Genomic DNA, 14,166 nt, shown 5'->3' with positions numbered 1-14,166 from the left:
CACTGGTACAATCATGAACGGTCAAAAGAAAAATTGGATGGACTAAGTCCAGTTGAATACCGAACTCAGTCCATCCAATTAGCTGCATAACAAAACTCTAACTTTTGGGGTTACCCACCCGAGGGCTCTTTTCTGATAGCATCTTTAAGAAATTTATGGGTTTAACGAGATGCCTTTTAAGATTATATCCCATAGGGCAGCGTCTTCTGGTTGGTTTGGAACGTTTACAATACAGACCTCATCCACTGCGCATTTTGTATCTTTCATTATCTTAAGGTTATCAACTGGGCTAAGCAGGAGAAGGTCAGAAGATCCGCTTGTACATGTCCTTAAGATTTGCTGTAGTTCGATGGCTTGTTCAGCAGTCCCTGCCCATCTGATGAAAAGAACGGATGAAGAATGTTGTAAATGTAAAAGAAAACGTTCAATCCTTCGATCAAGCTTTTGTCGATAGGCTGGATACGTAACGGACAGATCTGAATGAACAGGGAAATCATGAACGGAAAGCATATTATTTTGTATATCTTGAACGAAATAGGCTTTTGAAGTTTGAATGGATTCGGTGTCATCAAGAAAGTTTGCTTGTCCATCTTGTAAACGTAAGTTTTCGAGTAACATAAAGTTCTGGAATTGATTTTGTATGACTCGTCCAACGTCAGGTAGATTTGGGGTAACAATCCAATCAAACGGCATTGAAAATTTCCGTAAGTGATTTCTTCTAAGGTGCGCTGCTGGAGAACACGAACTACCGAGACTCACAATTAAATCATAAGGTTTTTTGATCTCATCTAGTTTCAATAAAGCAACTCCTTTAAACGGTATTTCTATTAGTAGATGCTTTATTGAAGGAGATTGCTTGGATCATTGACTAAAAAAGAAATGAGTGGTGAAGAAGTTTTTCCCCTATACCACCTCCACGGCAACCGCTCTAACCGGAGATCCATCCAATCCTTCAAGCTTTAGCGGCAGTGCAATAATAAGCGGGTTTTCGAAATCGATCTGGTCAAGGTTACATAAATTCTCACCGATAATACCGTTCTTCGATGTAATGGCTTCATGAACTGGAAACGTAGAAGCACCCGGTTTATCAACATTAAGTGCATCAATAAAGAAAGTGGTGACGCCTTTTTCTAGCAGTGTATTAATAATGTCGACGGATAGGTAAGGGTAGTTAAAATAAGTCTGAGTTCCTATATATTGTGACCAGCCTGTATGAAAAATGGCGATTGTTCCTGCAACGATGCGATCCATTTGATGCGCTACATCATTTAATGTGATTTGTTCACCTGGTTGTTTGCCTGTTACATCAATCACATGCCCAGGTCCCATCACTTTAGTTAAGCTTAATTGATCGATGGGATCGCCTTCTTTCTGGAAGTGGAAGGGAGCATCAAGGTGGGTGCCCGTATGTGTACCAATATTCATTTGGGTTACTTGATATCCGTCTTTATCGTGCTCCGCTACTGGATAGATATTTGGTTTTGGATCACCTGGGAAAACAGGCGTTTCATTGTGAACTGGAATCGAAAGATCAATGATTTTTTTGAAATTCATATGGAACTCCTCCTTCTTAAACAAACGTTTGATTAAAGGTGAGAATAGCCGTAGTCTTCTACAGTCTTTCCTTTTCTTCAGTTTGTCATGAACTTTCTTCGACCACAAGTTAGACCATGATTGAGTCTCCCCTCATATTCCTGTAAAATACCTAATCAGACAAACGACGAAAAGGTGTAAGATATGAATTCAATGATTGTAATCGGATCAGGTATTTTAGGAGCGTCGACAGCTTACCATCTCGCGAAGCAAGGAGCGGATGTGTTGCTTGTCGATCGGAACGACGCGGGTCAGGCGACAGAAGCGGCGGCTGGGATTGTGTGTCCATGGCTTACGAATCGACGGGGAGGGGCTTTTTATCGACTCGTGGAAGCGGGGGCTCGGTATTATCCTGAGTTAATTGAAGCGCTGAAAAAGGACGGAGAGACGGAGACGGGCTACTCGCGCGTTGGCGCGATTAACATTTACTCTGGTGAAACGAAGCTTGAGCGAAAGCTTGCGCTTGCGATGGAGCGGAGGAAGGATACACCAGAGATGGGTGAGGTTTCGCGACTTTCTGCTGCGGAAACGAATGCGCTGTTTCCTCCGCTGTCCGATCATTATGCAGCGGTTCATGTGAGCGGCGCAGCGCGTGTGAATGGAGACGCGTTACGAAATGCGCTCATTCGAGGAGCGGAAAAGCACGGTGCGAAGGTGATTCGTGGCGATGCCTCTTTATTATGGAATGGTTCAAACGTGAGTGGCGTCGCCGTGAATCATGAACGTTTTTATGCGAATGAAGTGATTGTGACCGGAGGCGCCTGGGCGCGAGAATTACTTCAGCCATTAGGGATGAAGTTCCTCGTTTCACCTCAAAAAGCGCAAATTGTTCATCTCGATCTACCTGACACAGACACCGGAAAATGGCCAATTGTGATGCCGCCTTTCGTTCAATATTTCCTTCCATTTGAAAACGGTCGAATTGTCGTTGGTGCAACGCAGGAAGATCAGGCTGGTTTTGATCTGCGCGTGACGATGGGTGGCGTTCACCATATTATTGACCGAGCTCTAAAAGTTGCGCCAGGATTTTCGGATAGTACGTATGTCCAAACAAAGGTAGGTTTTAGGCCATTTACACCTGGTAATGTCCCTATTGCTGGTGCGGTTCCTCGCGTGAAAGGCCTTTTTGTGGCAAATGGACTTGGGGCTTCAGGCTTAACGAGTGGGCCTTTTCTTGGAGCTGAGCTTGCGCGGTTGGTGATTGGAGAGCGGAATGAGCTTGATCTTGGGGAGTATGATCCTGGGAGTGCGTTTAGGTAAGTCAATTGAGATAAGTTTTTAACAAATGTTCGAAAAATAAAAATATTATAAAGAAAACCTTTTCATTCAAGAAGGCTTCCTATATAATGGGAAAATCTCTGAGGTGTAAAAGGTTTCTTTTTATGGCGTTTTAGGTTCACTTTATTTCATCAACACTACATAAATTAAAAGGAGTTTTATGTCCATGACGACGGATTACTTACATTATCCCTATGCTTCTCAACGGATGACAACGGTAGCGAACCAAGGAATGGTGGCAACATCCCAGCCGTTAGCGGCACAGGCAGGGCTAGATCTTTTGAAAAATGGAGGGAATGCAATCGACGCGGCGATCGCCACGGCGGCAGTGCTTACTGTTGTCGAGCCGACTTCAAACGGGATTGGCGGAGATGCGTTTGCACTTGTTTGGACGAAAGGTGAATTGCACGGCTTGAATGGAAGTGGACCATCACCGAAGTCGATCTCCATTGATTCAGTCAATGAACGTGGGTATAATGAAATTCCGAAATACGGTTGGATTCCTGTTACAGTTCCTGGTATTCCTGCATCTTGGGCGGAATTGTCGAAGCGATTTGGAAAGCTTTCGTTAAAAGAAGCGCTGGCGCCTGCGATTCATTATGCGGAGGAGGGATTCCCGGTTTCTCCGATTTTGAGTAAATTTTGGAAAGATGCTTACATAAAGTTTGAAAAAGAGTTAAAGGGTGAGGAGTTTCAGCACTGGTTTGAAACGTTTGCGCCAGGCGGTCGTGCGCCTGAAGTGGGTGAGGTTTGGAAGTCGAAAGGACACGCGAAAACGTTACGAAAAATCGCGGAAACCGATGCTGCAGCTTTTTATCAAGGAGAAATCGCCGATCAGATTGATGCTTTTTCAAAAAGGTATAATGGGTATTTGACGAAGGAAGATCTTTCGGCTTTTAAGCCTGAGTGGGTTGATCCGATTTCGGTACAGTATCGCGGGTATGACGTTTGGGAGATCCCACCGAATGGGCAGGGGCTCATTGCGTTATCTGCATTGAATATATTAAATGGATTTCACTTTGACCATAAAGATTCTGTTGATACCTATCATAAGCAAATTGAAGCAATGAAGCTTGCTTTCTCGGATGGACAGAAGTACATTACTGATGAGCAGGAAATGTCAGTTGCTGTTCGGGATCTCCTCTCGCCTACCTATGGGGAAAGTCGCCGGCAGTTAATTGGTGATGAATCGCTCGTGCCTTCACCAGGACAACCTCCTAAAGGGGGCACCGTTTATTTAGCGACGGCTGATATTGAAGGGAACATGGTATCGTTTATACAAAGTAATTATATGGGCTTTGGTTCAGGACTTGTGGTGCCTGGCACCGGTATTGCGCTTCAAAATCGAGGGCATAATTTTTCAATGGATCCTGATCATGATAATGCGCTAAAAGGCGGAAAGCGAACGTATCATACGATCATTCCTGGTTTTCTTAGTAAAGACGGTAACGCGGTTGGGCCATTTGGTGTAATGGGAGGCTTTATGCAGCCCCAGGGACATCTACAGGTCATTACGAATATGATTGATTTTCAATTAAATCCGCAATCGGCACTTGATGCGCCGAGGTGGCAGTGGGTTGATGGGAAGCGAGTGTGGGTTGAATCGACGTTCCCTCCTTATCTTGCTGAGGCGCTTAGTCGAAAGGGACATGAGATTGAAGTTCAACTGGAAAAAGGGGCGTTCGGCCGTGGACAAATTATTTGGCGCGATCAGCAGTCAGGCACTTTTTTCGGGGGGACAGAATCAAGAACAGACGGAACGATCGCCGCTTATTAAGAAGTGGCGTAGGATTTCAAAAGGTGGTGGAACATGCAACAGTGGCATCTTTTTCTCGCTTTTTTTAGAGTGGGAATGCTTGGATACGGAGGAGGGCCTTCTTCTATCCCGTTAGTACATAAAGAAGTTGTCGAGAAATACAAATGGATGAACGATGATGAATTTGCAGATGTTTTGGCATTGGGGAATTCACTTCCAGGACCAATTGCGACGAAAATGGCTGGGTATATTGGCCATCGAGTGGCAGGAATTACGGGGATGCTGAATGCTGTGCTGGCAACGATTGTGCCGACGATCGCGATTATGATTTTCTTACTAACGTTTCTTTCCACATTTCGTGAAAAAGCATGGGTACAGGGGATGACCCAGGCAGTTGTTCCTGTGGTTGGGGTAATGCTAGCCGTGTTAACGTATGATTTTTTCAGAAAAGCTCAGGGGAATTTGGGTTGGGTTTTGACGATCGTGTTGACCGTTGCTTCCTTTTTATTTATTGAAATCGCAGGTGTTCATCCTGGTATTGTTATTGGGTGTTTGTTGCTTTATGCGTTGCTTAAGCCGACTCATAGTGCTGGAAAGTCCGATGATGATCAGGTGAGAAAGGAGCCGTCCTCATGATTTACTGGGATATCTTTGTTGCGTTTTTCATACCTGGAATTGTTGGTTACGGAGGAGGACCTGCTTCCATTCCACTTGTCGAAAATGAAGTGGTCGGTCGGTTTGGCTGGATGAGCGTGAACGAATTTAGCGAAATGCTCGCGATGGCAAATGCGCTACCCGGGCCTATCGCGACGAAAATGGCCGGATACATCGGATTTCAGCAAGGTGGCGTTCTTGGGGCGTTTGTTGGTGTGTTTGCAACAGTGGCGCCTTCGCTCGTGCTGATGATCGTGCTCTTGAGCCTATTGAATCGATTTAAAAACTCACCGAAAGTGAAGAAAATGACGGCTCTCATTCGCCCAACGATTGCGATCCTGCTTGGCGTGATGGCGTTTCAGTTCTTTGCTAGTTCGTATGAAGGAGCAGGGCTCGTTCAAACAATCTTTCTGATTGTGGTTAGTTTTGTGCTGATGGAGAAGATGAAGGTGCATCCTGCGTTTGTGATTGTTGGGGCACTGGCTTATGGGGCGGTGTTTTTGGGGTAGAGAGTAGGTCTGCGAGTTTCGTGAGTTTGCGCTCGCAAGTTCGCAAGTGCCTGTCACCACCCGGATTAGCTCACATAATGTCGAAAACGAAAGACCCGCTCATAGCAGCCGGGTCTTTCGTTTGTGTAGGTTATTCCACCGGAATCAACTTCACCGGTCCCAATGTTTCAATCATATCCCCATCAGAGGTGAAGAAAACGAAATCACCGGTACCTACAATACTGTCGCCTAGTATCGTATTTACTGTTGGTAGTCCGCTTGGATCATAGACGAAGAAGTTTGTGCCTTCCCCAATGTTTGTTACCTGGTACCGCCCTTCCGGAATATCGCTACCAACGATGTATTGGCCGGCCGTGAGTTTAATTGGTTCTTCGTTCTTCTTTACGATTGTATCTTCAAGCTGATCAATTTCCTTTTTCTTCGCTTTGATCGTATCATCGAGTTTGCTAACCTCATCTTTTTTCGCTTTTACGTCATCTTTCAGTTTGCTCATTTCTTTTTTCGTGCTCTCACGTTCCTTTTTTAGCTTATCAATGTCAGCTGAAACACTCTCTTTCTCATCAATCAATTTCTTTACTTCCTCAGCTTTCGCTTCCGCTTCTACCAACTTTTCAGCTTCAGTCTCAAGTTGTTCTTTTACCGCACTGATTTCTTCTTGAATGGATAAAAGCTTTTCTCCTTCGTTTTTTGCTTCCTTCTCAGCAGAAGTGATTTCTGCTTTGATTTTCTTCAAATCTTCGGTGTAGTTTTCTTCAAGGTCTGCATTACCAATCAACACGCCGATTAAGACGCTAACAAGAATTGTTGCGATTGCCCCTACAATCCAAAGGGTGAGGACTAAGCCTTTTTTCATCACACATTCCTCCGAACCTGTGTTAGTACTCTACCATCTTATGTATATTGTGAGAATAGGACGTTTATGTGAAATTCGAGCGGTGACAGGCACTGCCCGATGTTTGTCCTTATTTGTCGAATGGCTCTCAGGTGTAGAGAGTAACTAGGTGTTGCATCAAAAGAATTCCCTGGCTATTAAGAATGTTACTATCCTTTTAAAGCTTGCTTCTTTTTCGCTATAATAAGAGTATGAACTGAGCCAAACGCCAAACAGCTGGCGGCTCAAGAGGAGAGGCTTATATGTCATCAGATAAACTGAACCATAATAAAGGGGAAGCGCTGTACCTTCAAATAAAAGATGTTTTAATCAAACGAATTCAAACCGGGGCCTGGAAACCGAATACGCTTATTCCAACTGAGCAGGATTTAATTAAAGAGTTTGATGTGAGTCGAACGACAATCAGACAGGCGATCTCGATTCTTGTGCAGAATGGTTTGTTAGAGAAAAAGCAGGGACGAGGAACGGTTGTTAAACCTCAGAACTTGATCGGAAACCTTGGGAAGCTAAAGGGCTTTGCAGAAGAAGTGCTCGAGCGTGGACAAACGCCGCATTCGAAGGTGCTGCGAGCGGAGTTTCGTGAGGATCTTTATCATGAGAACGATATGCTGAAGGTTACGGAAGGGGAACCCATCTTACTTGTCGAGCGAATTCGCTTCGCAGATGAGGTGCCGATTGCCCTTGAGCGCACGTGCTGGCCAAAAGAAATTGGTGAGATTTTAATGAAATATGATCTCAATCAAGCGATGTATTATGAAGTACTTGAGCAGCATCAATTTTATCTTAAAAAAGCGAATGAACGAATTACAGCGATTAACGCGACAATTAATGAAGCAGATGCGCTTGGCATTCGCCCAGGAGAAGCCCTCCTTGAGATGACGCGTCTTAGTCTTGGCATGAATGATCATCCGATCGAGTATACGAAAACGAAGTATCGTAGCGATCAGTATCATTATAATATTGAGCTTGAGCGGTAGAGTGAGGTTAGAGTGCTTTATCATCTATCTTCGTTATGACTCTTACTCGTGCATGGAAAAGGAATGTTCACATCTCTCTAATTAAAAAGGTTTATATAAATGGAAAAAGCGGTTCCCTATGTATGCGGGAACCGCTTTTGTATTGTTTTATTTACTTTGGAGTGCGGCTTCGTCTTCCTCAAGCTCCTCTAAATGCATTAGCTTCTGAATCTTTTTAGAAAGAAGTAAGAGCACAGCACCGAATACAAGTGCAGCTAATCCGAGAAAGAAGAAAATTTCTAAATAGCCTGCGGATGTAGTAAGTGCAGCAATTTGACCAGCAAGGTAGTTGGCAACTGCGTTACTTAGGAACCACATTCCCATTAAGAGAGAAGCAATTTTAACTGGTGAGATTTTACTTACAGCTGAAAGTCCAATTGGTGATAGTGCTAGTTCCCCAAGGGTGTTAAGTAAGTAAGTGACAATCATAAACATCATACTTGCTTTAACAGCTGTATCCTGTGCATCACTGCCTGTCATCATTACAGCAGGTACCATTACCATAAATCCGAATCCTAATAGGATTAATCCAAATGCCATTTTCGTTGGCACTGAAAAGTCTCCACGTTTCGATTTGGACAATTTAATCCATAAAGCTGAAACGAATGGCGCTAGTAGCAAAATAAATAATGGATTTAAGGATTGGAAGAAAGAAACTGGTACTTCATATCCAAATATTGTTCTGTCTATAAAGTCACGTGTATAGAGGGTAAAAGAGGCACCAGCTTGTTCAAAGCCAGTCCAGAACACAATTGTAAACAGGGCAAGGATGAATATAACAGCGGTACGTTTTTTCTCTATTTTCGTGAGTGGTTGAGCTTTTCCTTTAGGCGTTGGCGATACACGTTGACTTGAAGGCGTTCGACCAATATCACCAAGGAATTTCTTAGAAAGTGTATTAAATGTAACCTGTCCGATGATCATACCGATTGACGAAGCAAGAAAGGCATATTTAAATCCAAATGTCTCGACTCCGCCGGTATTAGAATAAAAGACGTTAGCATACAAAACACCAGCGATCAGTGGTGAGATTAATCCACCCAAGTTAATTCCCATGTAGAAAATGGTAAAGGCAGAATCTTTTCGTACATCGTTCTTACTGTATAGCTCTCCAACAAGAGTGGAGATGTTCGGTTTGAAAAATCCATTACCGAGAATAAGTAATAATAGACCTGTGTAAAGACCCCATTGTTCTTGGACAGCAAACAGTGTAAAATCACCGATGGCCATTGTAATACCGCCAATGGTAATAGCGGTTCGTAACCCGATGTATTTGTCGGTTAGATAACCACCAATTAATGGTGTTAAATAGACCAGTCCAGTGTACATACCATACAGTTGAAGGGCTTTCCCTTGATCCATTCCTAGTCCGCCGCTGATTAATTCAGCGGTTAAATATAAAACTAAGATGGAACGCATGCCATAGTAACTGTACCGCTCCCATAATTCTGTGATAAACAAAAGATACAAGCCGGGTGGGTGTTTTAACTTCCCTTTTTTCGTCGGCTTTTCGTCTATGGTGGTATCCATAATCAAACCTCCAATTTTTTATAACTTCCCCATTTTAGCAAATTATTTGTCAATTTAAAGCGTAATAGAAAAAGTGCACCTTTTTAAAATGTTTGTAAATTTGTAAATATTACAGGAAGGTATTAAAAGATTCATACCGAATTTAAAAGGTTTTATCATAATAAATGCTTACAAAACGTTAATTGGAGGACAGTGTCGGCGAGAGGAAAAGTAAGAGAAGGAATAGACAAACCATTCTAACGATTACAATTAGATTAATAAAAATAAGGAGAACGACCTAGTCGCTCTCCTGGTAAAAGTATTTAGCTGACAAGCTCAATATCATATTCATCTAGCCACGCATTTACTTGAATTAAGTAGTCAAGCAGTCCTTTAGCTTGATCGGTATTCAATCCTTCTGCATGATTTGATGCGATCGCTCGAACTTTTTCAGTATCAATGAGAGAAAGAATTGGAGAATTTGGATTATCGAGAATGTCGAGCATCCACTTTTGCACACCTTTTAAGTACACGGGATCTTTGTCACTTGGATACGCGCTTTTCTTTCGATAAAGAACATCGTCTGGCAGCGTTCCTTTTAGAGCCCGACGTAGAATGCCTTTCTCGATGTTATCCACGTTTTTATACTCAATTGGGACATTCCATAAGTATTCCACAATGCGATAATCACAGAATGGCACGCGAACTTCAAAGCCCGTTTTCATACTCGCGCGGTCTTTTCGATCGAGCATAAATGGAAGGAAGCGCGTGATAAAAAAGTAAGACATTTGTCGCTGCTTCGCTTCAAACTGGCTTTCTCCTTCTAAAAACGGAATTTCTTCATAAGCTTCTGCGAAACGCTCTTTCTGGTATAGCTCAGGTTGAATCTTGTTTTTCATTTCTTCAGAAAGTACGGATGAGATCCCCTTCAGATTCACAAGCCATGGATAGACCTCGGCATCAAGGTATTTTTCTTGATGGAACCAAGGGTAGCCTGAAAATACTTCATCAGCAGACTCGCCGGATAGTGCGACGGTTGCATCCTTTTTCATTTCAGTAAAAAGAAGATAGAGTGACGTTTCGATTTCACCAACGCCGGGCAGATCTCGTCCTCTCATTGGTTCGAGAAGGTTTGACAGTAGTTGATTAGCTCCAAAGGTGACAGAATGATGGTTTGTACCAACGTGTTCAGAAACGCGCTTAACCCACGGTTCGTCCATATCGTGTCGTAGGAAATCCTTTTGGAAATGATCCTCGTTTTGATCGAAATCAATGGAGTAAGTGCCAAGCGTTTTCTTTGAGTGTTTGAACTCCTCGGCTGCAAGGCTAGTGAGCCCGCTAGAATCGAGGCCGCCAGAAAGCATAGACACCACGGGCATGTCAGAAATGAGCTGACGTTGAACGGTGTCTTTTAAGAGGGAGCGGATCGTTTCAGTTGTAGCATCCACATCATCCGTATGAGGTTTTGATTCAAGCTTCCAGTAGCGATGTTCTTCGAGTGAATCTGCGGTTGCGATCACGTAATGACCGGGACGAACTTCATCAATTTCTTTGAAAACTGCCTGTCCCGGCGTTCTCATTGGACCCATTCCGAAGATTTCGGCAAGGCCTTTACGATCAACTTTTGGTTGTACGGAAGGGTGCGCGAGGATCGCTTTGATTTCAGATCCGTAGAAAAGCGAATCGTCTTGTTTAGAATAGAAGAGAGGTTTGACACCGAGGTGGTCACGGCCAAGGAAAAGCTTTTGCTCATGTTGATCCCAGATCGCAAATGCGAAAATGCCGTTAAAATGCTTCAGGCATTCTTCTTGCCATTCCATATAAGCGTGCAGGACAACTTCTGTATCTGAATTTGAGGTGAAAGAATGTCCTTTTTGCTGTAGGTCCTGCTTTAATTCTCGATAGTTATAGAGTTCCCCGTTATACGTAAGAACAAGTTGTTGATCTGATGACGTCATCGGCTGCTTTCCACCACGCGGATCTATGACGATCAAACGTCGATGAGCAAGCGCTGCCTGCTCTGAAAGCCAGAATCCTTCTTCATCCGGCCCCCGATGAGCGATCGAATCTGCCATTTTCTTTAGCGTGTTCTGCTCAATTGAAAGGTCACCAGACCAATTAATCCAACCTGTAATGCCACACATAACAATTCCTTCTTTCTGGATAGTTTGCCTAAATTTCAAAAGCACTTTCCAATCGTATTCCTCTTATTCAAGGAGGGTCAACATGTGAAAGAGACTGTAAAAATGGATTTAATTTCCTTAGTTGGAAAAACCGTAGCTTAATAGTCTTGGTTTTTAGGAAAATGTGGGAAAAGTTAGTGCCTGTCACCACCCGAATAAACGCAGGTTTTGTCGATTGGGCTGTAATGTCTTTACCTCCTTGTGGACAATTATTTTCATACAGTGATAAAATTAATAAGATGTGGATAAGTATGGTGGGGAAGGGGAGAATACGATGAGATATTTACTGTTAGTGGTTTTGTTCGGTTTTCTTGTGTTTATTTATCCAGCACAGGAGTTAAATCAATATGATTATCATTCGGCTGATAAACCGACAATCTCTGAATTCGCTTATCTTCCAGATGCAAAAATGATTTCTTATCCTTCCTCAGTGTCTCTTCAGAAGCAGAAGATGTTTGGCACTTTTGTTCCATTTACGAGTGAGCATGATTTACAGCCGCATCTTATCTATCCTCAGAAAAATTTGATGAAAATCGAGGTTTTTCCGGATGCTAGAGGCTTTCTGAATGTCTTTGCTGTCCACTCTAATTACCTCATCACCTTCCTATAAAAGCCAAAATTATTAGCAACAGCTATGTCGTTTTCTTGATTACGTTCGTACGATTTTGATTCGTGCTTGGATCAAATTTTACTCATAGTTGAGGTGAAAATAGTGATAGAAAAAACATCATGGTGGAAAAATGGGCTTGAATGTTTTGGATGGGGTGTTCTTTTACTGCTCCCATTTTGGGGAATGATTCTACTCTCATTGGAACTCTCAGGCAACCATGTGGTGGATCTCATTTTGTCTTATTTTAAATAAGAACAAATTGATGGAAAATAGAGGAGGCACTATTTTGAGTGAAAGTAAGCCGTTAGAAGATTTAATAAATGAAACAAAAATTCATAAAAAGACACCGCTTCAAGAAAAAGCGAAAAGAACCTTCATGATTACATTAGGTGCCATTATTATGGCTGTAGGGCTGGAAGTTTTTCTTGTACCAAATCAAGTTATTGATGGAGGAATTGTTGGTATATCCATTATGCTCTCCCATTTAAGCGGCATTGGTCTGGGAATTTTCTTATTCGTTCTAAACCTTCCATTCATTTATATAGGCTACAAACAAATTGGAAAAACCTTTGCTTTTTCAACGCTTTACGGCATTGTGATTTTGTCGATTTCGACTGCTTTGTTGCATCCCGTTCCTGCTTTTACAGATGACATCCTTTTAGCCACTTTATTTGGCGGGGTTGTTCTCGGAATTGGGGTCGGGATTGTGATTCGCTTTGGTGGTTCTCTTGATGGAACGGAAATACTTGCGATACTTGCGAGTAAGAAACTTCCGTTTTCCGTAGGGGAAATCATCATGTTTGCGAACCTTTTTATTCTCGGCAGCGCAGGGTTTGTATTCAGCTTTGATCGTGCGATGTATTCCCTTCTCGCGTACTATGTTGCTTATAAAATGATTGATATTACAATCAAAGGCCTCGACGAATCGAAGTCGGTATGGATTATTAGTGACAACCATAAAGAACTTGGTGATGCGATTTTGAGTCGTCTAGGCAGAGGCGTAACGTATTTGCATGGGGAAGGCGCTTTTTCAGGTGATGACAAAAAAGTCATCTTCTGCGTGATCACTCGACTAGAAGAAGCGAAATTGAAAGATATTGTAGCTGACCACGACGATTCCGCGTTCCTTGCGATGGCAGATATCGCAGAAGTTCGAGGCGGTCGTTTCAAGAAAAAAGATATTCATTAATGGAAGAAAAATAGATTAAGAGTCGCGGAATTCCCTCTAGCGGCTCTTTTTTGCGTATTTGGATCAAAAAACAAAATAGTAGCAATTCTTTTTGATTCATAGATCCTATTACTGGTAAAATAATAGAAATATCTGTTGGAGGGCGGTTGTCGTATGGTGGTTGTCGTTGTAAAACTATGTATATCAGCTTTTCTAGGATTGATGATCGGGATTGAAAGAGAATTAAAACATAAACCCCTCGGTTTAAAGACGTGTATGGTCATCGCGGTTAGCAGCTGTTTATTAACGATTGTTTCAATTGAATCTGCGGAAACTTTCTCTGAAATATCTCCAAACATCCGAACCGATCCAATGCGACTAGCAGCCCAGGTTGTTTCGGGGATTGGTTTTATTGGAGCTGGGGTTATTTTGAGAAGAAATAACGATGCTATTTCAGGACTAACAACAGCGGCCATAATATGGGGAGCGTCTGGCCTTGGGATTGCATCGGGTGCTGGGTTTTATTTTGAAGCATTTGTTGGGGCGAGTTTAATCCTATTTAGCGTGAATATCCTGCCGTGGGTCATAAAGAAAATCGGTCCAAGTCAATTAAGACAACGTGAGATGAGGGCCAAAATCACGCTTGAAAAAGGGACAGACATTACCGCGTTTATGAAAACGATCCAGGCGAAAGATTTTGAAATCAAGCATGTTCGGGTGCGCGATACGAAGGAAAAAGACCATCAAGTGGACCTTCGTTTGCTTACCTTCGAAGCGAACCATACAACAAGCATTTATCAGCAGTTAAGAGACCTCGATGGTGCGATGGTTGTTGAGGTAGAAGGGTAGACGTAGTGGTGTAGTGGTTGTAGTGGTGCCTGTGGTCAAGCCCCCTAAATATGGACACAGGCAAAATCCGAAATTCTAACTCGCTTTTTTATAGTCTTTATAGAAAGCTGACGGTGAAGCGAATCCAAGTTTTTGTTGGATTCGCTTTG

14 protein-coding genes are annotated in these 14,166 nt (G+C 42.8%); 9 read left to right on the top strand and 5 right to left on the bottom strand.

Features of this window, described 5'->3' with window-relative positions; translation table 11 throughout:
* The coding region (locus LCL91_RS21795) for an IS3 family transposase (RefSeq protein ID WP_224881734.1) at positions 1-90 on the top strand (90 nt) is incomplete at its 5' end.
* 63 nt (positions 91-153) lie between these two features.
* Here the strand turns inward: LCL91_RS21795 and LCL91_RS21790 are convergent.
* Positions 154-798: a DUF1796 family putative cysteine peptidase gene (locus LCL91_RS21790; RefSeq protein WP_224885587.1), complete on the bottom strand. Its 645-nt coding sequence runs from the start codon at positions 796-798 to the stop codon at positions 154-156.
* 105 nt (positions 799-903) lie between these two features.
* Positions 904-1,554, bottom strand: a complete 651-nt coding sequence (locus tag LCL91_RS21785) for a cyclase family protein (RefSeq protein WP_224885586.1) — start codon at positions 1,552-1,554, stop codon at positions 904-906.
* A 183-nt stretch (positions 1,555-1,737) separates the two neighbouring features.
* On the opposite strand from LCL91_RS21785, the gene LCL91_RS21780 reads away from it, so the two are divergent.
* From LCL91_RS21780 to LCL91_RS21765, 4 genes are all read left to right on the top strand, one after another.
* Entirely contained in the window at positions 1,738-2,853 is a 1,116-nt protein-coding gene (locus LCL91_RS21780; protein ID WP_224885584.1) for an NAD(P)/FAD-dependent oxidoreductase, read from the top strand.
* A 184-nt stretch (positions 2,854-3,037) separates the two neighbouring features.
* A complete protein-coding gene (locus LCL91_RS21775; RefSeq protein ID WP_224885581.1) occupies positions 3,038-4,648 on the top strand; it encodes a gamma-glutamyltransferase family protein in 1,611 nt (536 codons plus the stop codon).
* A 33-nt stretch (positions 4,649-4,681) separates the two neighbouring features.
* A complete protein-coding gene (locus tag LCL91_RS21770) occupies positions 4,682-5,263 on the top strand; it encodes a chromate transporter (protein ID WP_224885579.1) in 582 nt (193 codons plus the stop codon).
* Complete coding sequence (locus LCL91_RS21765) at positions 5,260-5,790, top strand: chromate transporter (protein WP_224885577.1); 531 nt, start codon at positions 5,260-5,262, stop codon at positions 5,788-5,790. The genes LCL91_RS21770 and LCL91_RS21765 overlap by 4 nt, the downstream gene beginning before the upstream one ends.
* A gap of 130 nt (positions 5,791-5,920) precedes the next feature.
* On the opposite strand, the gene LCL91_RS21760 is transcribed toward LCL91_RS21765, so the two are convergent.
* Positions 5,921-6,643, bottom strand: a complete 723-nt coding sequence (locus tag LCL91_RS21760) for a hypothetical protein (protein WP_224885575.1) — start codon at positions 6,641-6,643, stop codon at positions 5,921-5,923.
* A 281-nt stretch (positions 6,644-6,924) separates the two neighbouring features.
* Between LCL91_RS21760 and LCL91_RS21755 the strand changes: the two genes are divergently transcribed.
* A complete protein-coding gene (locus LCL91_RS21755; protein WP_224885573.1) occupies positions 6,925-7,659 on the top strand; it encodes a GntR family transcriptional regulator in 735 nt (244 codons plus the stop codon).
* Between the two features lie 147 nt (positions 7,660-7,806).
* On the opposite strand, the gene LCL91_RS21750 is transcribed toward LCL91_RS21755, so the two are convergent.
* Together LCL91_RS21750 and asnB are read right to left on the bottom strand one after the other, a co-directional pair.
* Complete coding sequence (locus LCL91_RS21750; protein ID WP_224885571.1) at positions 7,807-9,228, bottom strand: peptide MFS transporter; 1,422 nt, start codon at positions 9,226-9,228, stop codon at positions 7,807-7,809.
* A gap of 302 nt (positions 9,229-9,530) precedes the next feature.
* Positions 9,531-11,351: an asparagine synthase (glutamine-hydrolyzing) gene (gene asnB / locus LCL91_RS21745; RefSeq protein WP_224885569.1), complete on the bottom strand. Its 1,821-nt coding sequence runs from the start codon at positions 11,349-11,351 to the stop codon at positions 9,531-9,533.
* Positions 11,352-11,664: 313 nt separating this feature from the next.
* Between asnB and LCL91_RS21740 the strand changes: the two genes are divergently transcribed.
* The 3 genes from LCL91_RS21740 to LCL91_RS21730 all read left to right on the top strand — a co-directional run bounded on the left by LCL91_RS21740 (position 11,665) and on the right by LCL91_RS21730 (position 14,017).
* The gene (locus tag LCL91_RS21740; protein WP_224885566.1) at positions 11,665-12,000 is read left to right on the top strand and encodes a hypothetical protein; all 336 of its coding nucleotides are present in this window, start codon (positions 11,665-11,667) and stop codon (positions 11,998-12,000) included.
* 376 nt (positions 12,001-12,376) lie between these two features.
* Positions 12,377-13,189: a YitT family protein gene (locus LCL91_RS21735; protein ID WP_224885589.1), complete on the top strand. Its 813-nt coding sequence runs from the start codon at positions 12,377-12,379 to the stop codon at positions 13,187-13,189.
* Positions 13,190-13,342: 153 nt separating this feature from the next.
* Positions 13,343-14,017, top strand: coding sequence for an MgtC/SapB family protein (locus tag LCL91_RS21730; protein WP_224885564.1), 675 nt, complete (start codon positions 13,343-13,345; stop codon positions 14,015-14,017).
* Positions 14,018-14,166: the final 149 nt, after the last annotated feature.

Origin of the sequence: Guptibacillus hwajinpoensis (assembly GCF_020171785.1) — a bacterium.
Taxonomy (GTDB): domain Bacteria; phylum Bacillota; class Bacilli; order Bacillales; family Guptibacillaceae; genus Guptibacillus; species Guptibacillus sedimenti.
Note: the sequence above shows the minus strand (reverse complement) of the source record. Positions and strands in the feature narration are given on the sequence as shown.